This window comes from Castellaniella sp. (assembly GCF_049671645.1).
Lineage (GTDB): Bacteria > Pseudomonadota > Gammaproteobacteria > Burkholderiales > Burkholderiaceae_B > Castellaniella.
Genome location: NZ_JBATVG010000014.1, coordinates 102,663 through 127,098 on the forward strand (window position 1 = coordinate 102,663; position 24,436 = coordinate 127,098).

The following is a 24,436-nucleotide window of genomic DNA, read 5'->3' on the forward strand; positions in this document are numbered from 1 at the left end:
CAGGAATCCACCATGATTGGCCGCATCACCGGCACCCTGATCGAACTGAGCCCTCCGACCGTCTGTATTCAAACAGGCGGGCTGGGCTACGAAATCGACGTGCCCATGAGCACGCTCTACAAGCTGCCCCCGGTGGGCCAGACCGTCAGCCTGCACACGCACCTGGCGATCCGGGAAGATGCGCACGTGCTCTACGGCTTCGCCAGCGCCGCCGAACGCAGCGCCTTCCGGGCCTTGATCAAGGTCACCGGGATCGGCGCCCGCACCGCGCTGGCCGTGCTGTCGGGCCTCAGCGTCGAAGACCTGGCCGATGCCGTCGAACGCCAGGAATCCGGGCGGCTGGTCAAAGTCCCCGGCATCGGCAAGAAAACCGCCGAACGCCTGCTGCTGGAATTGCGCGACAAGCTCACCCCGCTGGCGGGCGCGCCGCGCACCGATGGCGCTCCCGCCGGCGCGAGCGACAGCGACGTCCTCAACGCCCTGCAGGCCCTGGGCTATTCCAGCGCCGAGGCGCGGCGCGCCATCGGCGCTCTGCCGGAGGGCCTGACCGTATCCGACGGCATCCGCCAGGCCCTGAAAGCGCTGTCCCGGGCATGAGTCCGGACACTGATATCGACATGCCCATGCACGACGAGGATCGGATGCCCTTCTGGGACGCGGACGGCGAACCGGTGCAGGCCCTGGCCCCGGGCGATGCCCCCGCCCCCATCCGCTATGACTCCGCCCTGGACGCGCTGCGCGAGGTCTTCGGCTACGAGGCCTTCCGCGGCGAGCAGCAAGCCATCATCGAGCACATCATCTCGGGGGGCGATGCCCTGGTGCTGATGCCTACCGGGGGCGGGAAATCACTGTGCTACCAGATCCCATCCCTGGTGCGGCCCGGCGTCGGCGTGGTGATTTCGCCTCTGATCGCGCTGATGCAGGATCAGGTAGACGCCCTGCAGGAGTTGGGGGTGCGGGCCGCGTTCCTGAATTCCACCCAGACGCCGGGCCAGGCCCGCGAGGTCGAGCGCGCCTTCCTGCGCGGCGAGCTGGATCTGCTGTACGTGGCTCCGGAACGGCTGCTCACCCCCCGCTGCCTGGACTTCCTGAGCCAGGGCCGCATCGCGCTGTTCGCCATCGACGAGGCCCACTGCGTCTCGCAGTGGGGGCACGACTTCCGCCCCGAATACCAGGGCCTGAGCCTGCTGGCCGAACGCTGGCCCGGCATCCCCCGGGTGGCGCTGACGGCGACCGCCACGGCGGCGACCCGCAGCGACATCGTCTCCTGCCTGGCCTTGCAGGACGCCCCGCAGTTCGTCGCCAGCTTCGACCGGCCCAACCTGTACTACCGCATCGTCGAAAAACAGGAAGTCCGCCGCCAGCTGCTGGATTTCATCCGCGCGGAACACGCCGGGGAATGCGGCATCATCTATGCGCTATCGCGCACCCGCGTGGAACAGACGGCGGAATTTCTGACGCGCAACGGCATCACGGCCCTGCCCTATCACGCCGGGCTGGACGCGCGGATCCGCGCCGACCACCAGGCTCGTTTCCTGCGTGAAGACGGCATCGTCATGGTGGCCACGATCGCCTTCGGCATGGGGGTGAACAAACCCGACGTGCGCTTCGTGGCCCACATCGACCTGCCGAAATCCGTCGAAGGCTACTACCAGGAAACCGGACGCGCCGGACGCGACGGCCTGCCGGCGGATGCCTGGCTGGCCTACGGCCTGCAGGATGTGGTGCAGCAACGGCGCATGATCGACGATTCAGACGGCGACCCTCTGCACCAGCGCCGCCAGATGCGGCAACTGGACGCCATGCTGGCCCTCTGCGAAACCGTCACCTGCCGACGTCAGGATCTGCTGGCGTATTTCGGCCAGACCATCGAGCCTTGCGGAAATTGCGACACCTGCCTGGAACCGCCTGCCGCCTGGGACGGCACGGTGGCGGTGCAGAAACTGCTGTCCGCCGTCTACCGCCTGTGGCGCGAACGCGGCCAGCGCTTTGGCGGCGGACACCTGATCGACATCCTGCGCGGCCAGATGACCGATCGCGTGAAGCAGCACGGGCACGACACGCTCAGCGTCTTCGGCGTGGGGGAAAACCTGTCGGTAGACGCGTGGCGCGGCATCCTGCGCCAGGCCCTGGCCCTGGGCCTGCTGACGGTGGACCTGGAAGGCTACGGCACCCTGGCCCTGACCGAAGCCAGCCGCGCCGTGCTGAAGGGGGAACGCACCCTGATGCTGCGCCCGGTGGCCGTCAAACGCGCCAAAACCAGCCGCCAGCGCACCACCACAGCCGCCCAGTTGGACGCCCTGCCACCCGACGCCCTGGCCCGCTTCGAGCATCTGCGGGCTTGGCGGGCCCGCGTGGCCAAAGAGCACAGCCTGCCCGCCTATGTCATCTTCCACGATGCCACCCTGCGGGAAATCGCCTTGCAATGCCCCGACAGCCTGGACGCCCTGGCCGGCATCAGCGGCGTGGGCGCCCGCAAGCTGGAGACCTACGGCGCCGATGTGGTGGCCTGCGTGGCGCAGGTCCAGAGCTAGCACACCGGGCGCCCTTCCATCCATCTGAAGGGCGCGACGAGACGGTCTGCGTCACGAGCGATCAGCGATGCTGCCAGAACGTGCCTTGCACGTAGGTCGGCGCCTGCGAATAAGGCGCGGGCGGCTCCCAATCCACGGCCGCATACCAGGCGGACCAGGCCACGATCACCAAAGACAGCACCCAGAGCCAGACGGGAATGGGCGACGGCGACTCGGCCCGGCGCGGTTCGAACGGCTCCTCGGCTCCAAAGGCGTTGACCGTGAAATGCAGATTGCCATGCACGATCGCCTCGGCCCGAATCCCGGTGAGCGTGATGCCCGGCCCGTTGCGCACCTGGAATGGCACCTCGCGCACACCCACCTGGCCGTCGTGGCCGCGCGCCTCGATCCGCAGGCGGTGCGGGCCGTCCGGCAAGGCCCGCGTGTCCAGGTTCACCGCCACCGGCGGCGCATACTCCGCGATGGGTTCGGGTTGCTCGTCGAGATAGATGCGGATGCGCGATTCATCTGCCATGGCACTGACTCCTTTACCGATCATCCCGCAAGATCCCGTATTTGGGATGATGTGTTTCCTGCTCGCCCGGATGGATCAGCATCCGCAGCGCGACCGCGAAGCACGCGACGGTTCCCAAGCCGAACACCGCCAGAATCACCAGATTGCCCACCCAATGGTCAGCCCAGGCTTCCATCATCATGGCTGCTCTCCCTTGGCCCGGATCGCCGCCACCTCGCCGGCCGTCACCGCAGGCGCATGATTGCCCCACGACGTTCGTTCGTGGTCGATGATGTCGGCGATCTGGGCATCGCTCAGTTGCGCCGCAAAGGACGGCATTTGCGCGGCATAGGTCGTGCCGCCGATGGCCCGGCCGTGCAGGCCGTGCAGCACCACCCGGACGTGCTCGCCGGGATCCTTGTCGTTCACCACGGGATTACCGGCCAGCGGCGGAAACACGCCCGGAACCCCGGCCCCCTGGGCGCCATGGCAGGCCGCGCAGGTCGACGCAAAGAGCCGGGCGCCATCCGCCGCATCGAACGCAACCGCGACCCCGGCCGCAGTCGCGCTGCTGCCCGCCGGGACCGCGCCGCCGCCCGGCGACGACGATGCGGCCGGTTGCGCGGCGCCCGCCGCCGCCATCGCCGAGCTTCCGGATTGCCCCTTGGGCAAAGCCGGCTGCTTCAGCGACAGCAGATACGCCACGAGAGCCTTGGCATCGGCAGTCGGCACCACCACGCCATGCGCGGGGGCGTAGGACTTGGGGACCGGCACAGCCTGCTCGCCCGCGGACGCCTGGTCCCGGACCTCGAACAAGGCCCTGAACGAGGGCATGACCGACTGCGGCACCACCGCTCGCGGATCGTACAGGTGGATGTACTGCCAGATAGCGCTGGACTGGCGCTGGCCCACATTGGTCAGGTCGGGGCCGGTCCGTTCCGACCCCAGCAGTTCGGGTGTCTGGTAGGCAAAGTCCCCAGGCGCGGAAGGGCGACCGAAGATCCGATCCACCGGCAAAGGCCGGACCTGCTGCGTGTGGCAGTAGGCGCACCCTTCACTGACATAGACATCCCGACCGTGCTGCTGCAGCAGGGTCAACTGATCCACCCCGGAACCGGGCGGCACGGCCGCCAGCTCGAAACCGGGCAATATCGCCATCATGAACGACCAGACGGCATACAACAGGGCGGAACCCCCGGCGATCGCCAGCAACTTGAACATGAATCACACTCCCGTTCCGACCGCCGCAGGCATCCCAGCCACGCCCGGCGCACGACGATAGGTCATGTCCCAGACGTTCCAGGCGAATACCAGATGACTCAGGAACATCAGCAAGCCGCCCACGGACCGCCACAACCAGTAGGGGGCCATGTCCGCCACCGACTGGATGAAGGGCTTTCCGGCCACCCAGTCCAAGCCCTGAACCGTGCCGCCGATGGACAGCGCCATCACATAGACCACGATGCCCACCGTGGCCAGCCAGAAATGGATGCCCAACAGCAGATTGTCGGGCTTGCGGCCCGTCGCGCGCGGCAACAGCTCATAGATGCCTCCCCAGATGGCGAAGGTCACGAAACCGTACATCGTCAGATGCGAATGCCCCACCGCGTAATTGGTGAAGTGCCAGATCGCCTGCATGGAGCGAAAGGCCTCGAGCGTGCCCTGAGTGGAGCCGATCAGATAGCCCAGCACGCCCACGAGGATGAACATGGCCGGCGCCCGATACAGGCGCTCCGGCCGCCCGCGCATGGTGAGCAGATAATTGGCGCTGCCGCCCCACACAGGGACGAGCATGGCCACGCTCGCGATGATGGCCGTGGTCTGCAGCCACCAGGGAAGCGGACTGAACAGGAAATGATGCGCCCCCAGCAGCGGATAGAAAGCCAGATTGGTCCAGAACGCGAAAATGCCCAGCGAATATGAATAGATAGGCCGGTTCATCGCCTTGGGCAGCGCATAGTAGAAAATCCCCAGGCACAGCGGCGTGAACCACATGCCCACGGCGTTGTGCATGTAATAGCCCTGCACGGCGACCTGCCCCAGGCCACGCTGGTACCAGGGCGCCAGCGTGATGAGCACGATGATGATGGTCCACAATGTCCCGCCGATGGTGTACCAGTTCGACAGATAGATATCCTTGCCCGCCCGGCGGGCCACCGTGCCGATGAGATTCCACGCGGTCAGCACCAGCCCCGCCCCCAGGATCACGCGGATCCACCACAGCCATTCACGGTATTCCTGAGCGCCGTTGTTCAAACCCAGGTCCAGCGCCACCGTGCCGGCCAGCGCCGCGACGTTCAGCAGGATCAGGGTGATCCAGGCGAGTCGCGCGCTATAGAGCCGCGCTCCTGAGCTTTTTGCCGCGATGTAAAGCGCCAGCCCGATCATCGCCGGGCTGGCCCACGCGTAGAAGGTGTCATTGGTATGGATCGGCCTCAGGCGCCCGAACGTCAGCGACAGGGCGGTGCCGGCGAATTCCGGGTAGACCAGCTTGACGGCCAGGAGCATGCCGACCGCCGTTGCGAACACCAGCCAGATCGTCGCACAGACTGTATAGGCGCTGAAAATGCGCGTCAGCTCGGCATCCGGCCCGACAGGCGCCGCCCGCGACGCCCCGGCGAGATTTTCTTCAGTCACTGTGTACCTCCGGCAGAAAATCGCTTTCATGGTACGTCGCCGAAAAGAGTCGGAGCCCCAATTCATGCGAAGCAATCAGTGTTTAAAGAAAAATGTCAAGTATTTTTAAGATATGTGTAAGACGCGCCTCATACACTGGAAAGTGTCTGCCTTTCGCGACAGGCACGGCGCTTGCTCGATCCGAACCCGCCAGGCGCCTGGCGCCTTTCGGCAGAACTCAGGTTCGTGGCAAGGAGACATGCAATGAAGTTTCCAACACTTCGGCCATGGATAGCATTCACGACCGCACTCCTGGGCGTAGCCGGCTACGCCCTGACCATCCCGCAGGCAGCCGCCGCTGAGCCCATCGCCATCGGCGTGCTGGCCCCCAAGAGCCAGATACTGGGCAAATCCATTTTCAATTCGGCCGAGCTGGCCGCCGCGGAGATCAATGCCAGCGGCGGGATAGACGGCCGCCCCATCAAACTGCACGAATACGACACGCAGGAATCCGCCACCAACGCGGCGCAAGCTTTCCAGCGCACGGTGCAGGAAGACCATTCCGTCGCCGCAGTGGGGATTTTCGAGAGCGAAGTGGGGCTCGCCCTGATGCCCTGGGCTTCCCGCCTGAAGACCCCGCTGCTGGTGACCGCCACAGCCTCGCCCGAAATCCCGGGCCGCACGCACGCGCAGCCGGACCGCTTCAAATACACGTTCTCTTTCTGGTTCAACTCCGAGGTCCAGGCTCAGCAGATCTGCCAGATCGGCCACGACACGCTGATCCGGAATCCACAACTGGCGGGATTCAACCGCGTCGCCATCCTGAGCGAAGACGCCGACTGGACCAAAGCCGTGGACAAGACCTATGAGAGCTGCCTGCCCAAGGCCGGTTTCAAGGTGGTGAATCACACGCGCTTCGCCCCCAGCACCACGGATTTCACCCCGATCTACAGCAAGATCAAGAGCGATCACGCCAACGTCATCATGGCGGGGGTCGCCCACGTCAGCGTGCCGCCGGTGGTGCAGTGGCATCAGCAGCAAGTGCCCGCGCTTTTCGACGGCATCAATGCCTCGGCGAGTTCGTCCGACTTCTGGGCGGCGACCAACGGCGCGACGGATGGACTGATCACCACCAGCGCCGGCTTGTCGGGCGCCGCAGTGACCAGCCGCACCGCCGCCTTCTACAACGCCTACAAGAAGCGCTTCGGCATCGACCAGCCCGCCTACGGCGCCTATTCCACCTACGAAGCCATGTATGCGCTGGCCGACGCCCTCAAGCGCACCCACGGCGCCGCCAAGGGCGATGCGCTGGTCAAGGCGCTGGAAGGCACCCACATCGAAGGCGTGATGGGCCAGATCCGCTTCTATGGCCTCGACAGCCCGTTCGCCCACGAGCTGGTGGCCGACCCCGACCCCGCCAAGGGCGCATCGGTCGTGGCCTTCCAGTGGCAAAACGGCAAACAGGTGATCGTCTGGCCGTCGCGGCTGGCAACCGGGAAGATCGAAGTGCCGAGCTTCGTCCCCGCTCCCAAGTCCTGACGGCATGCCGCCACGCGCCGGACCATGGATCTTCTCATCCAAATCCTGATCAGCGGCTTCATCATCGGGGCGATCTACGCACTGGGCGCCGCCGGCATGGCCGCCATCTTCGGCATTTCGGGGATCCTCAACCTGGCGCATGGCGCGCTCATTGTCCTGGCCGCCATGGTGGCCTGGTACGTCGGGCAACACACAGCGCTTGGCCTCTACGGAGCCGCCGGGGTCGGGATCCTGGCGGCGATCGCGGCCACCTACCTGCTCTACGGGCTGGTCATCCTGCCGCTGGAACGCTTCCGGCACATTCCGCCTGAAGAAAAGCACGTGTTCCAGCTGGTCGCCACGCTGCTGGTCGCCATCGTCATCCAGGGCATCCTGGAGTGGGCCTTCGGCGCCACGCCGGTCACAACGCCGCCGATGATGGACGGAGTCATCCGGATCGGCGGCAACACCGTCCCGCGCAACAGCCTGCTGATCGGCGCCGTCGCCTGGCTCGTGCTGCTCGGCCTCTGGCTTTTCATCTCCCGCACCCGGCTGGGCAAGGCCATGCTGGCCGCCTCGATGAGCCCCAAGGGACTGGCCATCGTGGGCTATGACATCGGCCGCATCCATCTCGCCATCTGGGGCCTGTACGGCCTGGTGGTCGGCGTCGCGGGCGTCCTGCTGGCCTCGTTCACCAGCGCCAGCGGTCCCGTCGCGACCAACCTCACGGCCATCTCCTTCACCATCGTGGTGCTGGGCGGGCTGGGCAGCATCCTGGGTTCCCTGGCGGGGGCCTACATCCTCGGTTTCCTGAGCACGCTCACGGCTTACCTGATTTCTCCGGCCCTCAGCGAGCTGCCCGGGCTGGTGCTGCTGATCCTGGTCCTGTACGTCCGCCCCCAAGGCCTGTTCGGGCGGCGCTGACCACACCTTCACCGTCAGGGATTCGCGCATGTCTCCTACCGCCCCCGCCGATCCGCACACGACAGGACGAGCTCATGGCCTGCGCTGGCAGACCGCAGCGGCGCTGCTGTTCTTCGCGCTGCTGGCGTGCATCCCGCTGCTGGCCACCGGCTACTACCTGGGCGTGCTGACCTTCGCCTTCTACGTGGCGGTCTACGCCATGAACTGGGACCTGCTGTTCGGCTACCTGGGCGAGGTGAACTTCGGTCCGACCTTCCTGATCGGCCTGGGCGCATACGGCGCGGGCCTGTGCAACACCCTGTGGAACTGGCCCGTTTGGGCCAGCATCCCGGCCGGCGTGGTCGCCGCCATCGCGGGCGGCCTGCTGTTGGCCGGTCCGGCACTGCGCCTGAAGGGCCCCTATTTCGGGCTGGTCACGCTGGTCGCCCTCTTGATCCTGAGCGATCTCATCACCCTTTTCGCCAACTACACGGGCGGCGAAATCGGCTTGGCGCTGCCGGACATTCTGACCGACAGCAGCGCCGGAAACTTCTACTACGCCTGGGGCCTGATGGCCGTGACCGCGGTCACACTGCGGCTCATCGTGCGTTCGCCCCTGGGCCTGATCCTCCAGGCGATCGGACAGGATGCCGACGCGGCCAGGACCCTGGGTTTCAACACGGCCAAATTCAAGATCTTCGCCTTCGCGCTGAGCGCTTTCTTCTCGGGGCTGGCGGGCGCCATGACGGTCTTCTACTTCGGCACGGCATCGCCCGGCACGGTGGTGGCCCTGTCCGTGGTGGTCCAGATCATCATCGCCGCCATCATCGGCGGCCGGCGCTCCATCTTCGGATCCGTGCTGGGCGCCATCTTCCTGATCGTGGCCGGTGAAATGCTGCGTCCCTTCGGCCAATTGAGCAACGCCGCCGTGGCGGTGCTGGGCCTGCTCGTGCTGCTGTTCGCACCCGGAGGCTTCGTGAGCCTCTTCCGCGCTCACGCGGAGGAAAAGCATGGCGACTCTTGAAGTCTCGGGGCTTTCCAAACGCTTCGGCGGGCTGCAGGCCGTGGACGACATGGCCTTCTCGGTGGACGGCGGCGAGATCCTGGGTCTGATCGGGCCCAACGGCTCGGGGAAATCCACGACCCTCATCCTCACCATGGGCATCACGCGGCCGGACAGGGGAACGGTCCGGCTGCGCGGGCGGGACATGTCGGGGCTGCCGACCCACGCCATCGCCAAGGCCGGGATGACCATGGTCTTCCAGCATTCGCGCCCGCTGCGGCGCCAGACCGTGCTGGAAAACATCCAGTTGGCGCTGCTGCCCGACGCGCTTCTGCAGTGGCGCATCCCGCCGCGACTCGACCAGAGGGCCCGGGACGTGGCGCATCGGGTGGGTCTGAGCCACGTCCTGCGCCAGCGTCCGGACTCCCTGCCCTTTGCCGACCTGCGCAGGCTCGAAATCGCCAAGGCCCTGGCCTCCAACCCGCACGTGCTGCTGCTGGACGAACCTTTTGCCGGACTCGCTCCGCGTGAAACCGGCGAATTCTCGGAACTGTTCCTGGCCATGCGCGAAGCCGGATGCGCCATCGTGCTCGTGGACCACAACGTCAAGGCCGTCGCGAAACTGGTGGACCGGATCGCCGTCATGCACACGGGCCGCAAGATCTTCGAAGGCTCTCCGGCCGAAGCCACAGGCAATGAACGGGTCAGGGAAGTCTACTTCGGCAAATCCCTGGATGCGGCCCAGTCCCCCCGCAGCGCGACCCAGCACGTCACACCGACCAGAAGGTTGCTGCAGGCGCGGATCGACTCGGTCCGCTATGGCAAGTCACAGGCGCTGCGCGATATCGACCTGCACGTGGACGAAGGAGAATTCGTCTCCGTCGTCGGTTTGAACGGCGCGGGCAAGACCACGCTGTTCAACAGCATCCTGGGATTCGTGGACTACGCAGGCGACGTCCACTTCCACGGCCAGTCATTGCGATCCCGCAAGCCATCGGCCAATGCCTCTCTGGGCATCGCATTGTGTCCGGAAACCCGAGAACTGTTCTCGGCCATGTCGGTGCGCGAGAATCTGGACATGGGCGGCCACGCCCTGGACACCCGCGAACGAGCACGACGGCTTGAATGGGTCTATGACCTGTTCCCGGTGCTAGGCGCCCGCGCCGCGCAAAGCGCCCATACCCTGAGCGGCGGCGAGCAGCAGATGCTCACGATCGGACGCGCGCTCATGCAAAAACCCAGTCTGCTGCTGTTGGACGAGCCCACTCTGGGCCTGGCGCCACTGGTGCTGGAAGACATATCCGACGTGCTGACCCGGCTGCAGCAGGAAGGCGGGCTGACGGTCCTGCTGGCCGAGCAGAACCTGACTTTCTCGCTCAAGCATTCGGACCGCATCTACCTGCTGGAGACGGGTTCCTTGCGTTGGGACGGCCCCGCAGCGCGCTTTGCCGCGGAGGTCGGCGAAGACCTGCTATAGGAGGGAATGGCAACTTCATCGTCGTCTCGTGCGTGACCTCATCGTCGTGTCGCGGTCATCCGGCGCCGGTCGCCTATTGGCGGCTGCGCCGCGTATGGACCAGTATGCTCCAACAGCACCGGATGACCGCGACACGACGATAGACGACAGGATCACACTGCCATTCTTTTGAGATGGCGCGGTTCAAGAACCAGCAATGCTCCAATTCTCGTCATTCGGGGCGTGGGGCGTCGGGGTGGACTGTTGGAGCTTACTCGTCCATACGCGGCGCAGCCGCCAACAGGCGACCTGTCCACCCCGGCGCCCCACGCCCCGAAGAGATCCCCCAAAGAGATCCCTCGAAAAGATCTCCCCCCAAACGGCCGCCCCACGAGCCGTGATACCCCCAGGCAGCCAAACGAACAATGACCATTCCTGACAGGAGCAAGCTCTAAAACAGCTGGGCCCCGTCCCCGCCGCTGGGGGCCTTCAGGCCCAGATGCTGCCAGCAGCGGCGCGTGGCCATGCGGCCCCGGGGCGTGCGCTGCAGGTAGCCATGCTGGATCAGATAGGGTTCGATGACGTCTTCGATGGTGTCGCGTTCCTCGCCGATGGCCGCCGCCAGGCTGTCCACCCCCACCGGGCCGCCATCGAACTTGTGCACGATGGCCTCCAGCAATTTGCGATCCATCAGATCCAGCCCCTGGGGATCGACTTCCAGCATGGCCAATGCCGCCCGCGCCGTCGCGGTGTCGATCCGCCCATCGGCGCGGACTTCGGCATAGTCGCGCACCCGGCGCAACAGGCGGTTGGCGATACGCGGCGTGCCCCGGGAACGGCAGGCGATCTCCGCAGCGCCTTCAGGGGTGGTGTCGGCGCCCAGCAGACCGGCGCTGCGCCGCACGATGTGGGTCAGGTCTTCGGCCGAATAGAATTCCAGCCGCGACACGATGCCGAAGCGGTCGCGCAGCGGATTGGTCAACATGCCTGCGCGGGTCGTCGCCCCCACCAGGGTAAAGGGCTGAAGATCGATCTTCACGCTGCGGGCGGCCGGACCTTCGCCGATCAGGATGTCGATCTGGAAGTCTTCCAGGGCGGGATAGAGGATTTCCTCTACCACGGGGGACAGGCGGTGGATCTCGTCGATGAACAGGACGTCGTTGCGTTCCAGATTGGTCAGCATGGCGGCCAGGTCGCCGGGGCGTTCCAGCACCGGGCCGGAGGTCTGGCGCAGCTGCACCCCCATTTCGTGGGCCACGATGTGCGCCAGGGTGGTCTTGCCCAGCCCCGGCGGGCCGAAGAGCAGCACGTGATCCAGGGATTCGCCGCGCTGGCGGGCGGCCGCGATGAAGATGTCGAGCTGGTCGCGCACCCGCTGCTGGCCCACATAGTCGCCCAGGGATTTGGGCCGCAGGGCGCGTTCGATGGAGTCTTCGGCGTGCGAAGCCACGTCGGGGGCCACCAGCCTGGGCTCGGGAGCCCCGGAAGACAGGGAATCGGGTTGTATCGCCATGAATTGCCGCGCTGCGAAAAAACTGCGTTAAACAGAGGCCTGACTGTGCAAAATCACAGTATATCGTACAGGAGGGACATCCAGCCGTCCGGCCCGGCTCGCCGTCCCAGGGACGACGGCCGCATGGCAGGGCGCGTGTCTCACCGCCTTCGGGGCGACAGCACGAAAGCATCCTCGCTGTCCACGGCCCGCTTCAACTGCGAATAGCGTTCCAGCAGATCCGATTTATAGACGACCCCCAGCAAGCGCGCCGGCCGGTCCCGGCTGACGACGGGCAGGCGTTCGCCCTGGAAAGCGCTGAACTGCGCCTGGGCCTCGTCCAGGCTCAGGTCCGGATACAGGGGCTTGACGAAATCCAGGCGCAGGACCTCGCCGCAAGTCTTGGCCGCCACGTCGATTTCCCCCAGCATCATGCGGGTCAGGTCCTGCTGGGCGATCACGCCCTGCCAGCAATTGCCCTCGTCCACCACGTACAGATACTTGACGGGGTAATCCAGGAACATTTCCTGGGCCTGGCGCACCGGCATGGTCGTGCGCACCACGGTTTCCGCAGGCCGCAGCAGGCTGTCCAGCCGCGCCTGCCGCAGGCGCTGGCGCAGCGCCTGATTGTCCTCGTGGTGCAGCGTGACCTCGTACATGACGGCCTGCGCCAGACCGCGCGAGACGAAATAGGCCACGACGCAGGCCAGCACCAGCGGCAGCACCATCTGATAGCTGAGCGTCATTTCGAAAATCATCAGGATGGCCATGAACGGCGCGCTGGTGGCGGCCGCCAGAAAGGCGCCCATGCCCACCAGGGCGAAGACCGCCCCGTGCCCGGCCAGCATCGGCCAGGCATCGCCCAGCACCTGACCGAACAACACCCCCAGAGCGCCGCCCACGAACAGGGTCGGGGTGAATACCCCGCCCACAGCCCCCGAACCCGCCGTCAGGGCGGTCGCCAGCACTTTGCACAGCAGCATCAGCAGCACGGTCTGCCAGGCCCAGTGGTCGTGCAGCAATGACAGCACCACCCGATTGCCATTGCCCGCCATATCGGGCAACTGGGTCAGCAAAGCCCCCAGCAAGAGTCCGCCCAGCGCCAGGCGCCAGGGCAGGCCCAGTCCCGTGCGGTCGAACAGCGTCCTGACCCCATGAATGCACCGCAGGAACTGGGCCGCCCCCACCCCGGCCAACACGCCCAAGGCCAGGCAAGGCAGCAGCAATTCGACCGGCGCCGCCTGCAGATCCGGCAGCGGATAGCGGGGTTCGTAGTGGCCGGTCAGATGCATGACCAGGCTGGAGACCGCCGCCGCCACCAGCAAGGGACCGAAATTCTGGAAAGACATCGATCCCAGGATGATCTCGCCGACGAACACGGCGCCCGCCAACGGGGCGCCATAGGCGGCCGATACCCCGGCGGCGGCGCCGCAGGCCGCCAGCAGGCGCAGATGCGCCGTATCGACCCGCAGCAAGCGCCCCAGGCCCGAAGACCAGAGCGCGGCCAAGTGCACCATGGCGCCTTCACGGCCGATCGAGCCGCCCGACGCCACCGTGCACAACGACGACAGGGAACGCAGCAGCCCCTGCCCCAGGGACATGCGGCCATCGCCGATGGCCACGGCCTCCATATAGCTGGAATGCTTGTCGCGCGATACCCGCCGGGCCGCCACCAGCAAGGCGCCCGCGCACAGGCCGCCCACGGCGGGCACCAGCAGGCGCAACGGCCAGGACAGGCTGCCCATGACCTGGGTGATCAGCCCCGGCTGTTCGGTGAACAGGCGCTGGATGGCATGGATGCCGGCGTGAAAGGCGATCGTGACGAGCGCGCCGCCCAGTCCGGCCAGGGCCGCCCAGCACAACATGGCCGTCACCCCATCCGCCTGAATCCGCAGACTAGGTCTTCGCATGGCTCAACCGCGAAAATCCGGCGGACTGGGCGGACGCGAACGCCCCAACATGCGCCAATACACCCAGAGATTGAAGATCAGCGCCACCGGGAACGCGATCACCGTGGCCGACAGGACCAGGCGCAGCGTCGCCACCGGGGCGGCGGCGTCCCAGAGCGTGACCTCGTCGAGCACCACGTAGGGGAAGAAACTGTAGGCCAGCCCGCCCAGCAGCAACAGCACGATCACCAGCACCAGCGCGTAAGGCAGGGCCGAGGCCCGGTAGCTGTGCGCGATCATCCGCTGGAGCGTCATTTCCGTCAGCACGAAACACAGCAGCAAGGCCCCCCACACCAGCCCGACGGCCAGCCAATGATCGCCATCGCCCCATTTCAGGAAGACGCCGGCATTGGAAAAATCCAGCACCACCGATATGCCGACGGCGCCCACGGCGCTCCAGCGCAAGGTGCGCCGCGCCCAGCCGACCGCCCGGACCCGGAGCTCCCCGGCTTCGCGCATCATCAGCCAGGCCGCCCCCAGCAGGCCGTAGACCGCCACCGCGCAAATGCCCATCAGCACGGCAAAGCCGGTGTAGCCCGCCCCGACTTGGTAGGCGACCGCCACCCGGGCCAGCAGATAGCCGTGGGAAAACGCGACCAGGACCGCGCCCGCCCCGAAACCGAATTGCCACCGGCCCTGCTGTTCCACCGGCGCCCGAAACCGCCACTCGAAGCAGACCGAGCGCAACAAGGTCCCCAGACCCAGCAGGGACAGGGGCAGATACAGACGCCCCAAGGTCTGCGACCAGGCATAGGGGAAAGCGGCGGCCAGCAGGCCGATGCCCAGGAACAACCAGAATTCGTTGGCATCCCGCCAGGGGCTCAGCAACGAGAGCATGCGCGGCCGCAAAGCAGTGGGCGCCACCAGGGACACGCAACCCACGCCGATGTCGAAACCGTCGAGCAACACGCCGGCCACCAGCACGGCGAAAAAGATCACCATCAGGGCCAAGGGCATCCAGAAGGCGGGATCCTGCGCCCCCAGGCCCACCAGCGCGGCCAAAGAATCAATCATGCGCGCCCCCGATGACGAGCGACCGGCACCACGCCGTAGCGCAGGGTATGACCCAGCAATTGGCGAAACCCCAGGGCCAGGGCGCCGTACACCAGGATCTGCAGCCCCAGGACCAACCACAGGGTGCCCGGCGCCTGCACGGTGCCGATTTCCCGAAGCGTGACAGTGCCGTAGATGGCATATGGCAGGCTGCCCACCAGCAAATGGCCCCATCCGGCCGCCTGCACCCCCAGCGCCACCCAGGCCATGGCGCGCAGCCCTGCGCGACCGGGGTCGCTGAGGCCGTCGGGCTCGAAGCCCATGCGCCGGCCCCGCCACCAGGCGACCAGCGCCATCAAGGCCAGCATCCCCGTCAGCAGAACCGCCAGCCGCGAGCTGGCATAAGTCAGCCAGACGGGTGGACGCATGCCCATCAAGTCATCCAGCCCCTGGACCTTGTCCATCACGCCGCCATCCACCGCCGCGGCGCCGGGCAACCAGTCCGGCGGCACGGCGGGGCCGGTCAGCACCCAGGCATTGCGGCCCGCCGGCACGTCCAGCCAGGCCAGCAGGGACAAGCGCTCCGCCGGCCCGCTCTGCCACTGCGGCACGACCGCCGCCACCCGGGCCGGCTGAACCGGCAGCAACTGGCGTCCCAGCCAGGCCGCCATGCAGACCTGCAGGACCAGCGCCGCCAACAGCAGCCAGGCGCTCCCCGCGAACACGGCCCGGTCGCCCTCGTCGCTGGGCCGCGAGCGTGTGCGCTGGGCCATGATCGACAGCATCAGCGTGGCCGCCAGCATCAGGCCGCCCGACACCAGCACCCCGAACAGGGCCGGCGCGGCCCCGCCCAGCAGCGCGGGCCAGTCGGTGATCTGGTAGTGATTGTCGGTCAGCGTCGTGCCCACCGGCCACTGCAGCCAGGCCAGCAACACCACGATCCACCATGCGGTCAGCGATGTGCCCAGCGCCACCATGCCCACGACCGCCGTATGCGCCCGATCGGACAGCGAACGCTGGCCATACAGCATGGCCCCCAGGAAGCAGGACTTGAAGATGAACGCGGTCAGGATGGCCATGGCCAGCAGCGGCCCGGCCACTTCGCCGGCGCGATCCATGAAGTCGGGCCAGAGCGTGCCCAACTGCAGCAACAGCGGCAGGCTGGCCGCGAAACCGACGATCAGGGCCAGCGCGTAGATGCGCACCCAGAAGCGGTAAGCCAGCAGCGGCGCGCCCCCACGGCGTGCCCGCAGGCGCAGGACGAACAGCACCCACGCCAGGCCGAGTTCCAGCGCCAGGAAGAACAGCATGAAACCCAGTCCCAGATAGAACTGGGTCAGCGACAGAACCCATGCGGTTTGAGTCATAATGTGCGCTAGTTTATTATGCACCGGACAGTATGACCACCGACGCCGCGCCTGTTTCCAATTTTCTGCGCACCATCATCGACAACGACCTGAAAGCAGGCCGCTACCAGGACCGGCGCTGGGCGCTCCCGCCCAGCACCGCCAGCGCGCGCCTCGCCGGGGCGGTCGATCCCGCGCGCATCCGCACCCGCTTCCCGCCCGAACCCAACGGTTACCTGCACATCGGCCACGCCAAAAGCATCTGCCTGAACTTCGGGCTGGCGCGCGACTACCAGGGCATCTGCCATCTGCGCTTCGACGACACCAACCCTGAAAAGGAAGAAGACGAATACGTCCAGGCCATCATCGACACGGTCCACTGGCTGGGCTTCGACTGGTCGGCCAACGGCACGGAACACTGCTTCTACGCCAGCGATTATTTCGAAACGCTCTATCAATTCGCCGAAGCCCTGATCCAGGCCGGGCACGCCTACGTCGACCAGCAGTCAGCCGACGACATGCGCGCCACCCGGGGCACCCTGACCGAGCCCGGCAAGGATTCTCCCTGGCGCGACCGCCCGGCGGCCGAATCCATCGCCCTGCTGCGCGACATGCGGGACGGGAAATACCCGGACGGCGCCATGGCCTTGCGCGCCCGCATCGACATGGCCTCGCCCAACATCAATCTGCGCGACCCGGTGCTCTACCGCATCCGCCACGCCAGCCACCATCGCACGGGCGACACCTGGTGCATCTACCCCATGTACACCTGGGCGCACCCGGTGGAAGACGCCCTGGAAGGCATCACGCACAGCATCTGCACCCTGGAATTCGAAGACCAGCGTCCGTTCTACGACTGGATCCTCGAACGCCTGGCCGAACTGGGCCAGTTGGCGGCTCCGCTGCCGCGCCAATATGAATTCGCCCGGCTGAATCTCAGCTACGTCGTGACCAGCAAACGCAAACTGCGCCAACTGGTCGTCGAAGGCCACGTGCAAGGCTGGGACGATCCGCGCCTGCCGACGCTGGCGGGCCTGCGTCGCCGCGGCTACACGCCGGGCGCCATCCGCCTGTTCTGCGAACGGATCGGCGTCGCAAAAGCCGATTCCCGCATCGACTACAGTGTGCTGGAGCAGGCCCTGCGCGACGACCTGGACCCGACCGCCGCCCGCGCCGTCGCGGTGCTGGACCCGCTCAAGCTCGTCATCACGAATTTCCCGGCCGACCGCACCGAACCCTGCACCGCTCCCGTCAATCCCCATGACCCGGACGGCGCGCGGCGCGAATTCCCGCTGACCCGCGAACTCTGGATCGAACGCGACGACTTCCGTGAAGAGCCCCCGAAAAAATACTTCCGCCTGTTCCCCGGCAACCTGGTGCGCCTGAAATACGGTTACGTGGTGCGCTGCACCGGCTGTGTGAAAAACGATCAGGGCGACATCGTCGAAGTCCATTGCGAATACCTGCCCGACACGCGCAGCGGCACCCCGGGCGCCGACGCCGTCAAGGTCAAGGGCGCCATCACCTGGGTCAGCGCGGCGCACGCCATCTCCGCCGAGATCCGCCTGTACGACCGGCTGTTCCGCGAGGCCCACCCTGATCGGGGCGACCAGGACTTCCTGCAGGCCATCAACCCGGACTCCTGCCGGATCACGCAGGCCTGGCTGGAACCGGGCACCCGGGCCGAGCCCGGCGCCTGCTGGCAGTTCGAACGGCTGGGCTATTTCGTCGCCGACCGCCACGATTCCAGCGCCAGCCGACCGGTGATCAACCGCACCGTGACCCTGCGCGACACCTGGGCCTGATACCACCATGGCTACCCGATCCGACACGCTGGATTTCAAGAGCGCGACACTCTACACGCTGCGCGCCGTGCTGCACACGGCCGATACCCACGCCCTGCTGCAGGCGCTGGACGAGCGCATGCGCGAGGCCGGCGCCTTCTACGAAAACGAACCCGTCATCCTGGACGCGCTGGGCCTGGAGCAGGCCCCCGACTGGAAGGCCCTGATGGCCGCGCTGCGCAAGCACCACCTGCATCCCATCGGGGCGCAGATCGACCCGGCCCTGCAGACATCCGCCCTGAAGGCGGGTCTGGCGCCGCTGGACGCCTCGGCCGGCCGCCCCGCCGCCACAGGCAATCCGGACCCATCCGATACACGGGACGATGCGCCCGCCGTCAGCCTGATCCCGGCCGCGGCGGCTGCCGCGCCGGCATTGCCGGACACCCCGAAGACCGCGGCGCCCGGCGCCAGCCAGACGCTGGTCGTCCGCCACCCGCTGAGATCCGGCCAACGCATCTATGCCAAGGGCGGCGATCTGATCGTCATGGGTCAGGTCAGCCAGGGGGCCGAGGTCATCGCCGACGGTCACATCCACGTCTACGGCCCCTTGCGCGGCAAGGCCATGGCCGGCGCCCAGGGGCGCGCCGACGCCATGATCCTGACCACCCAACTGGACCCGGAACTGCTGGCCATCGCCGGCGTCTACCGGGTGGTTGAAACCCGTTTGCCGGAAACACTGCATAATCAAGCTGCCCAGATCACGCTGGACGGCGAAACGCTGCGAATCCGGGCACTCTAAAAAATCGTCAAATGCGGATACGTTCGGCCACGACCTGCCCTATGTACCGCCGCATTTTGCTTTACGATGTCATGAACTTTGAAAACAGGGGAATACCAACACTATGGCGCGCATCGTTGTAGTCACTTCCGGCAAGGGGGGCGTGGGCAAGACCACCACCAGCGCGAGTTTTTCGGCCGGCCTGGCCATGCGCGGCCACAAGACCGTCGTCATCGATTTCGACGTCGGCCTGCGTAATCTGGACCTGATCATGGGATGCGAACGGCGGGTCGTGTACGACTTCGTCAACGTCATCCAGGGCGAAGCCACACTGAACCAGGCCCTGATCCGCGACAAGCAGTTGGACAACCTCTACATCCTGCCGGCCTCGCAGACCCGCGACAAGGAAGCCCTGACCCGCGAAGGCGTGGAAAAGATCCTGAACGATCTGCAGACCATGGATTTCGAATACATCGTCTGCGACTCGCCCGCCGGGATCGAAACCGGCGCCATCATGGCCTCGTACTTCGCCGACGACGCCCTGGTCGTCACCAACCCGGAAGTCTCCTCCGTCCGCGACTCCGACCGCATCCTGGGCATCCTGTCGGCCAAGTCGCGCCGCGCCGAAAAAGGCGAGGAACCCATCAAGGAACACCTGCTGCTCACCCGCTACAACGCCAAACGTGTAGCCGACGGCGAAATGCTGTCGCTGGGCGACATCGAGGACATTCTGCGCATCCGCCTGATCGGCGTGATCCCCGAATCCGAAATCGTGCTGCAGGCCTCCAACGAAGGCATCCCCGCCATCCACAAAGACGAGACCGACGTGGCCCTGGCCTACCAGGACGTGGTCGCCCGCTATCTGGGCGAAGAAAAGCCGCTGCGTTTCGTCGACTACGAAAAACCGGGCCTGTTCAAACGGCTTTTCGGGGGTAAATAAGCATGTCGTTCCTGGATTTCCTGCGCGGATCAAAGAAAAATTCGGCCAGCATCGCCAAAGACCGGCTGCAACTCATCCTGATCAATGAACGCAGCAGCGGCCACAGCCCGGACTTCCTGCAGCAGATGCAGCAGGAACTGATCGCGGTGATCTCGAAATACGTCCAGATCAACCCGGAAGACATCAAGGTCAACCTCGACCGCCAGGATTCTCTGGAGGTCCTGGAAGTGAAGATCGAAATGCCCCAGGACGAGGCCGGACGCAAACCAGCCCCTGCGGGCTGATTCGCGCCTGCCGAATCAAAGCGGCCTGCAAGCCGCGACGTGTAAAAGCAGTCCGCAACTGGACGGGACGCGCATCTTCGTCCGCTTGCCCCGGACTGCGAGTTTGTAGTTTCGGGCTGTGCAGAGCGGGGCTGCCGGTCGCGAACTTCGAGCCCGCCAAGATGAACGGCATCAGCGGGGTGGCAAGCGAGCCACCGTTCAAGCGGGACGCTTGTGCTCAGTCCGGGGGACTGAGCACCCCGCGCGTTTGGCGAGCGCCCCGATGATGCCGTTGATCTTGGGGAGTCCCGGCAACGCCGGGACCGGGCGAGGTGAGCGGCCGGCAGCCCCGCTCTGCACAGCCCGAAACGGGCCGCCACCTCATATCCAGGTCAACGTCGCCCAGACCACCAGCGGAATCACCCCCACGGACAGCAGATTGCCCAGCAGCACCACGCTGGCCACCGTCTTGGGCTCCACGCCGTACTGTTCCGACAGCAGATAATTCAGCACGGCCGGCGGCAGCATCACCGACAATGCCACCAGGCGCGCCCATTCCGGCGTCAACGGCAGCAGCCACAACACGAACGGTAGCGTCAACAGCCCCGCCAGCAGGTAGAGCGCATTGATGCGCAGGGCCAGCCCCAGCTTCTCGATGCGATCCTGGGACAGCCGCACCCCCAGGGCGAACAGCATCAGAGGGATGGCGATCTGTCCTGTCAGATCAATGGACGTCGTCACGAACGCCGGAATCCAGTCCCGATGCGGCGCCAGGACAACCCCCAGCACAGCCGCCCAGATATTCGGATTGCGCAGCCACAGCCAGCGATTGCGGCCGCGCGACAGCAGGAACAGCCCCAGGGAAAACTGCAGCAGATTCGACAGCACGAACAACACGACGATGTCGCCCAGCAGGCCCTTGCCGTACGCCAGCATCATCAGCGGAATGCCGATATTGCCGGTATTGCGAAACATGCCGGGCACCAGGAAGGCCGTGCGCGACACCCCTCGGCAGCGCATGCAGGCCAGCAGCAGCCCCGGCACGATGATGATCAACACCCCCGCCGCCACCAGCGGCCACCCCTGAGCCAGATCGACGGGGTTGTCCAGCAGGGCCGAGAACACCAGGGCCGGACAGAACACCATCACATTGGCATGGTTGATGAACCCCATGTCCGGCGGTCGGACCTGGCGCCGCCCGAAGACATAGCCCAGGGCCGCCACGGCAAACACGGGCAGGACAATGTTCAGCAGGGTCAGCAGCATGTCGGAGTCGCAGATCAAGCAAAGCGCCCAGTGTACAGCGGCCGCATGACGGGCTTACGGACGCCCGGACGCGCAAGGGGGCTGCATCGCGCAGCCCCCTTGCACAAGCAACGGCCGAGGCCGCTGGTTCCGACGGATCAATACCCCAGGGCGAAATCCTCGGCCGGCAGATCCAGCAGCACGGCGGGCCCTGCCTTCATGGCTTCCGCGTGCGCCAGGGTGCGCGGCAGGATGCGGGTGAAATAGAAGCGGGCCGTATGCAGCTTGGCCTGGTAGAAGGCCTTGTCGCCCTCGCCGGCCTTCAGCTTTTCAGCAGCGACCCGCGCCATGTCGGCCCAGAAATACGCCAGAGTCACGTAGCCGGAATACATCAGGTAATCGACCGAAGCCGCGCCCACCGCCTCGCGGTTGGTCATGGCCGACATGCCGATCTTCATGGTCAGGCTGCCCCATTCCTTGTTCAGTTCGGCCAGAGGCTTCACGAATTCGGCAATCGCCCGGTTGCCGCTTTGCGCCTTGCAGAATTTGTGCACGACCTTGGTGAAGGCGCGCAGGGTCTCGCCCTGGGTCATCAGCACCTTGCGACCCAGCAGGTCCAGCGCCTGCACGCCGGTCGTACCTTCGTACAGCATGGAAATGCGGCTGTCGCGCACGTTCTGCTCCATCCCGTGTTCGGAAATGTAGCCATGGCCGCCGAACACCTGCACCCCCAGATTGGCGGCCTCGAAGCCGGTTTCCGTCATGAAGGCCTTGGCGATCGGGGTCAGGAAGCTGAGCAACTTGTCCGCCAGCTCGCGCTGTTCGGCATCCTGGCTGTAGTGGGCGATGTCCACCTGCTGCGCGGCGTAGTACAGCAGCGCCCGATTGCCCTCGGCAAAGGCCTTGATGGTCAGCAGCATGCGGCGCACGTCGGGATGCACGATGATGGGGTCGGCCGGCTGGTCCGGGAATTTCGGGCCGCTGAGCGCCCGCATCTGCAGACGGTCGTGGGCGTACTGGTTCGCCCCCTGGAAGGCGACCTCGGCGTGGGCCAGACCCTGGATGGCCGTGCCCAGGCGCGCCGTGTTCATGAAGGTGAACATGCAGTTCAGGCCCTTGTTGGCCGCGCCGATCAGAAAACCGGTGGCTGCGTCGAAATTCATGACACAGGTGGCGTTGCCATGGATGCCCATCTTGTGCTCGATGGATCCGCAACTGACGGCATTGCGCGCGCCCAGGCCGCCCTGCCCGTCCGGCAGGAACTTCGGCACGATGAACAGGGAAATACCCTTGGTTCCCGCCGGGGCGTCCGGCAGACGGGCCAGCACGATGTGCACGATGTTTTCCGCCATATCGTGCTCGCCGGCGGAAATGAAGATCTTGGTCCCGCTGATCTTGTAGCTGCCGTCCGCCTGGGGTTCTGCCTTGGTGCGCAACATGCCCAGGTCGGTGCCGCAGTGCGATTCGGTCAGGCACATGGTGCCGGTCCATTTGCCGGACACCAGGGGTTCCAGATAGGTTTTCTGCTGTTCCTGCGTGCCATGCGCCTGCAGGGTGTTCATGGCGCCATGCGACAGGCCGGGATACATGCCCCAGGCCCAGTTGGCCTCGCCCATCAGTTCGCTGATGGCCATGCCCAGCGACTCGGGCAAGCCCTGGCCCCCATGGGCGGGATCGTGCGACAGGGCCGGCCAGCCGCCTTCCACGTATTGTGCGTAGGCCTCCTTGAAGCCCTTGGGGGTGGCGACGCCATCCGGCGACCAGGTGCAGCCCTCGCGGTCGCCGACGGAGTTCAGGGGCGCCAGCACTTCCTGGCAGAATTTCGCGCCTTCTTCCAGGATCGCATTGACCATGTCCGGCGTGGCGTCCCCACAGCCCGGCAGGGACTGGTAGTGATCGGAATAATTCAGGACCTCGTCGCGCACGAAACGAATCTCGCGCAAAGGGGCTTTATAGTCGGGCATCTCCAGGTCTCCGGGTGGTTGGCCATCCGGCTGGCGCAGCGCCAGCACAGGAACAGCCGGGTCTCACATTAATTCAAACGATCGTTTGAATTTAAGTCGAGATCGCCCGGAAAGTCAAGGTCGGCAAGAGGAAAACCCAAAAAGAAAGGTCTTTGCGACGATTGCCGCAAAGACCCTTGAATCGGCCGGGACGGAGACGGATCCCGACGCCGTGTGTTAGCCGCCCGTGCTGCCGATCAGCGGTTCTTCCCGACTTGATCGCCGATCACGCCGCCGATGGCGGCGCCGCCGACCGTACCCAGGATACCGCCGCCTGTGATCACAGCTCCCGCCACACCTCCGAGTCCGGCACCGGTCACGGCGGATTTCTGACGATGGCTCATGTTGTCCCAGGAGGAGCAGCCTGCCATGGCGGTCGCCAACACCAGCACTGCACTGAATTTCCCAAGGGTACGAATAGTCATAGGAGGCTCTCCTTCTTTGAATACCTTGATTTCTTTATAACCCGGCGCCAGAGCGGAAACTGTGAGCCGAGGCTACATTTGTTTCGGGTCGGACCGCCCGCAAGCCCGAAAAACCCTTATTTCACCAGGGCCAGCACGTCTCGGAAAGCCGGGTGCGCCGGCGTTTCCAGCCACTCATACAGGGCCATCTCGGACGTGACGGTTTCCAGCCCGTAGCGACGCCAGCGCTCGCAGGCCGCCGCCCGATCGGACGGATGCCTGGAGCCGATGCCGTCCGTGACCAGCACGGGCTCGTAGCCGGCCTGGGCCAGGCCCAGCCCAGTTTGTAACACGCAGATGTGGGCTTCGGTGCCTGTCAACAACACCCGGGTGCGGCCCGCCGGCCACTGCCGCAGAAAAACGGCTTCGCGGCAGGCGTTGAAATGGGTCTTGGCGACGACCCGGTCGATATGGGGCGCCAGATCGGTGTGGGTCGGACCGATCTTCTGCGGCCAGTGCTCGGTGGCCCAGACCGGCACGGACAGCAGGCGGGCCGCCTGGGCGAACCGGGCCACCCGGCCCCGCAAGGCATCGGTATCCTGGATCGCCGGCAGCAGCTTTTCCTGCATGTCCACGATCAGCAGCAGGCTGGCGCTGGCCGTCAGCAAGGCCTGGTTCACATCCCTGGTTGTCATGACGCACTCCATATCGTCGGC

General features: G+C 66.0%; 22 protein-coding genes. 10 read left to right on the forward strand and 12 right to left on the reverse strand.

Annotated features, from left to right (window positions below):
• Positions 1 to 12 precede the first annotated feature (12 nt).
• Together ruvA and recQ are read left to right on the forward strand one after the other, a co-directional pair.
• The gene (gene ruvA, locus WBG56_RS05110) at positions 13 to 597 is read left to right on the forward strand and encodes a Holliday junction branch migration protein RuvA (protein WP_424265908.1); all 585 of its coding nucleotides are present in this window, start codon (positions 13 to 15) and stop codon (positions 595 to 597) included.
• Positions 594 to 2,534 carry a DNA helicase RecQ gene (gene recQ / locus WBG56_RS05115; protein ID WP_424265910.1) on the forward strand — a complete coding sequence of 647 codons (1,941 nt, stop codon included), beginning with the start codon at positions 594 to 596 and terminating at the stop codon, positions 2,532 to 2,534. The genes ruvA and recQ overlap by 4 nt, the downstream gene beginning before the upstream one ends.
• A 61-nt stretch (positions 2,535 to 2,595) precedes the next feature.
• Here recQ and WBG56_RS05120 read toward each other — a convergent pair whose 3' ends face one another.
• Genes WBG56_RS05120 through WBG56_RS05135 form a run of 4 tightly spaced genes read right to left on the reverse strand, consistent with a single transcriptional unit; the run spans position 2,596 to position 5,664 of the window.
• A complete protein-coding gene (locus tag WBG56_RS05120) occupies positions 2,596 to 3,048 on the reverse strand; it encodes a hypothetical protein (protein WP_424265912.1) in 453 nt (150 codons plus the stop codon).
• A 13-nt stretch (positions 3,049 to 3,061) separates the two neighbouring features.
• Complete coding sequence (locus tag WBG56_RS05125; protein ID WP_424265914.1) at positions 3,062 to 3,229, reverse strand: hypothetical protein; 168 nt, start codon at positions 3,227 to 3,229, stop codon at positions 3,062 to 3,064.
• A complete protein-coding gene (locus WBG56_RS05130) occupies positions 3,226 to 4,248 on the reverse strand; it encodes a cbb3-type cytochrome c oxidase subunit II (RefSeq protein WP_424265916.1) in 1,023 nt (340 codons plus the stop codon). Before WBG56_RS05130 ends, WBG56_RS05125 begins: the two co-directional genes overlap by 4 nt.
• Positions 4,249 to 4,251: 3 nt before the next feature.
• On the reverse strand, positions 4,252 to 5,664 hold the full coding sequence (locus tag WBG56_RS05135; RefSeq protein ID WP_424265918.1) for a cbb3-type cytochrome c oxidase subunit I: 1,413 nt from the start codon (positions 5,662 to 5,664) through the stop codon (positions 4,252 to 4,254).
• Between the two features lie 243 nt (positions 5,665 to 5,907).
• On the opposite strand from WBG56_RS05135, the gene WBG56_RS05140 reads away from it, so the two are divergent.
• The 4 genes from WBG56_RS05140 to WBG56_RS05155 are packed head-to-tail and all read left to right on the forward strand — an operon-like array spanning position 5,908 to position 10,544.
• Positions 5,908 to 7,182: an ABC transporter substrate-binding protein gene (locus WBG56_RS05140; protein ID WP_424265920.1), complete on the forward strand. Its 1,275-nt coding sequence runs from the start codon at positions 5,908 to 5,910 to the stop codon at positions 7,180 to 7,182.
• Between the two features lie 24 nt (positions 7,183 to 7,206).
• Positions 7,207 to 8,085 (forward strand): branched-chain amino acid ABC transporter permease, encoded by an 879-nt coding sequence (locus tag WBG56_RS05145; RefSeq protein WP_424265922.1) that lies wholly within the window; start codon positions 7,207 to 7,209, stop codon positions 8,083 to 8,085.
• Between the two features lie 28 nt (positions 8,086 to 8,113).
• On the forward strand, positions 8,114 to 9,088 hold the full coding sequence (locus WBG56_RS05150; RefSeq protein WP_424265924.1) for a branched-chain amino acid ABC transporter permease: 975 nt from the start codon (positions 8,114 to 8,116) through the stop codon (positions 9,086 to 9,088).
• Positions 9,075 to 10,544, forward strand: coding sequence for an ATP-binding cassette domain-containing protein (locus WBG56_RS05155; protein ID WP_424265926.1), 1,470 nt, complete (start codon positions 9,075 to 9,077; stop codon positions 10,542 to 10,544). Before WBG56_RS05150 ends, WBG56_RS05155 begins: the two co-directional genes overlap by 14 nt.
• A gap of 430 nt (positions 10,545 to 10,974) precedes the next feature.
• On the opposite strand, the gene ruvB is transcribed toward WBG56_RS05155, so the two are convergent.
• From ruvB to WBG56_RS05175, 4 genes are all read right to left on the reverse strand, one after another.
• Positions 10,975 to 12,036, reverse strand: coding sequence for a Holliday junction branch migration DNA helicase RuvB (gene ruvB / locus WBG56_RS05160; RefSeq protein ID WP_424265928.1), 1,062 nt, complete (start codon positions 12,034 to 12,036; stop codon positions 10,975 to 10,977).
• Positions 12,037 to 12,176: 140 nt separating this feature from the next.
• Positions 12,177 to 13,925 carry a ClcB-like voltage-gated chloride channel protein gene (locus WBG56_RS05165; RefSeq protein WP_424265930.1) on the reverse strand — a complete coding sequence of 583 codons (1,749 nt, stop codon included), beginning with the start codon at positions 13,923 to 13,925 and terminating at the stop codon, positions 12,177 to 12,179.
• Positions 13,926 to 13,928: 3 nt separating this feature from the next.
• Positions 13,929 to 14,978, reverse strand: a complete 1,050-nt coding sequence (locus WBG56_RS05170; protein ID WP_424265932.1) for a cytochrome d ubiquinol oxidase subunit II — start codon at positions 14,976 to 14,978, stop codon at positions 13,929 to 13,931.
• Complete coding sequence (locus tag WBG56_RS05175; protein ID WP_424265934.1) at positions 14,975 to 16,324, reverse strand: cytochrome ubiquinol oxidase subunit I; 1,350 nt, start codon at positions 16,322 to 16,324, stop codon at positions 14,975 to 14,977. The genes WBG56_RS05170 and WBG56_RS05175 overlap by 4 nt, the downstream gene beginning before the upstream one ends.
• 32 nt (positions 16,325 to 16,356) lie before the next feature.
• Here WBG56_RS05175 and WBG56_RS05180 point away from each other — a divergent pair, with 32 nt between their 5' ends.
• The 4 genes from WBG56_RS05180 to minE all read left to right on the forward strand — a co-directional run bounded on the left by WBG56_RS05180 (position 16,357) and on the right by minE (position 20,089).
• A complete protein-coding gene (locus WBG56_RS05180) occupies positions 16,357 to 18,108 on the forward strand; it encodes a glutamine--tRNA ligase/YqeY domain fusion protein (protein WP_424265936.1) in 1,752 nt (583 codons plus the stop codon).
• A gap of 7 nt (positions 18,109 to 18,115) precedes the next feature.
• The gene (minC, locus tag WBG56_RS05185) at positions 18,116 to 18,886 is read left to right on the forward strand and encodes a septum site-determining protein MinC (protein WP_424265938.1); all 771 of its coding nucleotides are present in this window, start codon (positions 18,116 to 18,118) and stop codon (positions 18,884 to 18,886) included.
• Between the two features lie 103 nt (positions 18,887 to 18,989).
• A complete protein-coding gene (gene minD, locus WBG56_RS05190) occupies positions 18,990 to 19,805 on the forward strand; it encodes a septum site-determining protein MinD (protein WP_424265940.1) in 816 nt (271 codons plus the stop codon).
• A 2-nt stretch (positions 19,806 to 19,807) separates the two neighbouring features.
• Complete coding sequence (minE, locus tag WBG56_RS05195; RefSeq protein ID WP_424265942.1) at positions 19,808 to 20,089, forward strand: cell division topological specificity factor MinE; 282 nt, start codon at positions 19,808 to 19,810, stop codon at positions 20,087 to 20,089.
• A gap of 360 nt (positions 20,090 to 20,449) precedes the next feature.
• On the opposite strand, the gene WBG56_RS05200 is transcribed toward minE, so the two are convergent.
• The 4 genes from WBG56_RS05200 to WBG56_RS05215 all read right to left on the reverse strand — a co-directional run bounded on the left by WBG56_RS05200 (position 20,450) and on the right by WBG56_RS05215 (position 24,415).
• Entirely contained in the window at positions 20,450 to 21,334 is an 885-nt protein-coding gene (locus WBG56_RS05200; protein WP_424265944.1) for an AEC family transporter, read from the reverse strand.
• Positions 21,335 to 21,471: 137 nt separating this feature from the next.
• Positions 21,472 to 23,277 (reverse strand): acyl-CoA dehydrogenase C-terminal domain-containing protein, encoded by a 1,806-nt coding sequence (locus tag WBG56_RS05205; protein WP_424265946.1) that lies wholly within the window; start codon positions 23,275 to 23,277, stop codon positions 21,472 to 21,474.
• Positions 23,278 to 23,513: 236 nt separating this feature from the next.
• Positions 23,514 to 23,741, reverse strand: coding sequence for a glycine zipper 2TM domain-containing protein (locus WBG56_RS05210; RefSeq protein WP_298013986.1), 228 nt, complete (start codon positions 23,739 to 23,741; stop codon positions 23,514 to 23,516).
• Positions 23,742 to 23,857: 116 nt separating this feature from the next.
• Positions 23,858 to 24,415, reverse strand: a complete 558-nt coding sequence (locus WBG56_RS05215; RefSeq protein WP_424265949.1) for an isochorismatase family protein — start codon at positions 24,413 to 24,415, stop codon at positions 23,858 to 23,860.
• Positions 24,416 to 24,436: the final 21 nt, after the last annotated feature.

What these genes read in the sequence shown, in the direction of transcription:
- ruvA (WP_424265908.1), top strand. Translation starts at nt 13, where the DNA reads ATGATTGGCCGCATCACCGGCACCCTGATCGAACTGAGCCCTCCGACC.
- recQ (WP_424265910.1), top strand. Translation starts at nt 594, where the DNA reads ATGAGTCCGGACACTGATATCGACATGCCCATGCACGACGAGGATCGG.
- WBG56_RS05120 (WP_424265912.1), bottom strand. Translation starts at nt 3,048, where the DNA reads ATGGCAGATGAATCGCGCATCCGCATCTATCTCGACGAGCAACCCGAA.
- WBG56_RS05125 (WP_424265914.1), bottom strand. Translation starts at nt 3,229, where the DNA reads ATGATGATGGAAGCCTGGGCTGACCATTGGGTGGGCAATCTGGTGATT.
- WBG56_RS05130 (WP_424265916.1), bottom strand. Translation starts at nt 4,248, where the DNA reads ATGTTCAAGTTGCTGGCGATCGCCGGGGGTTCCGCCCTGTTGTATGCC.
- WBG56_RS05140 (WP_424265920.1), top strand. Translation starts at nt 5,908, where the DNA reads ATGAAGTTTCCAACACTTCGGCCATGGATAGCATTCACGACCGCACTC.
- WBG56_RS05145 (WP_424265922.1), top strand. Translation starts at nt 7,207, where the DNA reads ATGGATCTTCTCATCCAAATCCTGATCAGCGGCTTCATCATCGGGGCG.
- WBG56_RS05150 (WP_424265924.1), top strand. Translation starts at nt 8,114, where the DNA reads ATGTCTCCTACCGCCCCCGCCGATCCGCACACGACAGGACGAGCTCAT.
- WBG56_RS05155 (WP_424265926.1), top strand. Translation starts at nt 9,075, where the DNA reads ATGGCGACTCTTGAAGTCTCGGGGCTTTCCAAACGCTTCGGCGGGCTG.
- ruvB (WP_424265928.1), bottom strand. Translation starts at nt 12,036, where the DNA reads ATGGCGATACAACCCGATTCCCTGTCTTCCGGGGCTCCCGAGCCCAGG.
- WBG56_RS05165 (WP_424265930.1), bottom strand. Translation starts at nt 13,925, where the DNA reads ATGCGAAGACCTAGTCTGCGGATTCAGGCGGATGGGGTGACGGCCATG.
- WBG56_RS05170 (WP_424265932.1), bottom strand. Translation starts at nt 14,978, where the DNA reads ATGATTGATTCTTTGGCCGCGCTGGTGGGCCTGGGGGCGCAGGATCCC.
- WBG56_RS05175 (WP_424265934.1), bottom strand. Translation starts at nt 16,324, where the DNA reads ATGACTCAAACCGCATGGGTTCTGTCGCTGACCCAGTTCTATCTGGGA.
- WBG56_RS05180 (WP_424265936.1), top strand. Translation starts at nt 16,357, where the DNA reads ATGACCACCGACGCCGCGCCTGTTTCCAATTTTCTGCGCACCATCATC.
- minC (WP_424265938.1), top strand. Translation starts at nt 18,116, where the DNA reads ATGGCTACCCGATCCGACACGCTGGATTTCAAGAGCGCGACACTCTAC.
- minD (WP_424265940.1), top strand. Translation starts at nt 18,990, where the DNA reads ATGGCGCGCATCGTTGTAGTCACTTCCGGCAAGGGGGGCGTGGGCAAG.
- minE (WP_424265942.1), top strand. Translation starts at nt 19,808, where the DNA reads ATGTCGTTCCTGGATTTCCTGCGCGGATCAAAGAAAAATTCGGCCAGC.
- WBG56_RS05200 (WP_424265944.1), bottom strand. Translation starts at nt 21,334, where the DNA reads ATGCTGCTGACCCTGCTGAACATTGTCCTGCCCGTGTTTGCCGTGGCG.
- WBG56_RS05205 (WP_424265946.1), bottom strand. Translation starts at nt 23,277, where the DNA reads ATGCCCGACTATAAAGCCCCTTTGCGCGAGATTCGTTTCGTGCGCGAC.
- WBG56_RS05210 (WP_298013986.1), bottom strand. Translation starts at nt 23,741, where the DNA reads ATGACTATTCGTACCCTTGGGAAATTCAGTGCAGTGCTGGTGTTGGCG.
- WBG56_RS05215 (WP_424265949.1), bottom strand. Translation starts at nt 24,415, where the DNA reads ATGACAACCAGGGATGTGAACCAGGCCTTGCTGACGGCCAGCGCCAGC.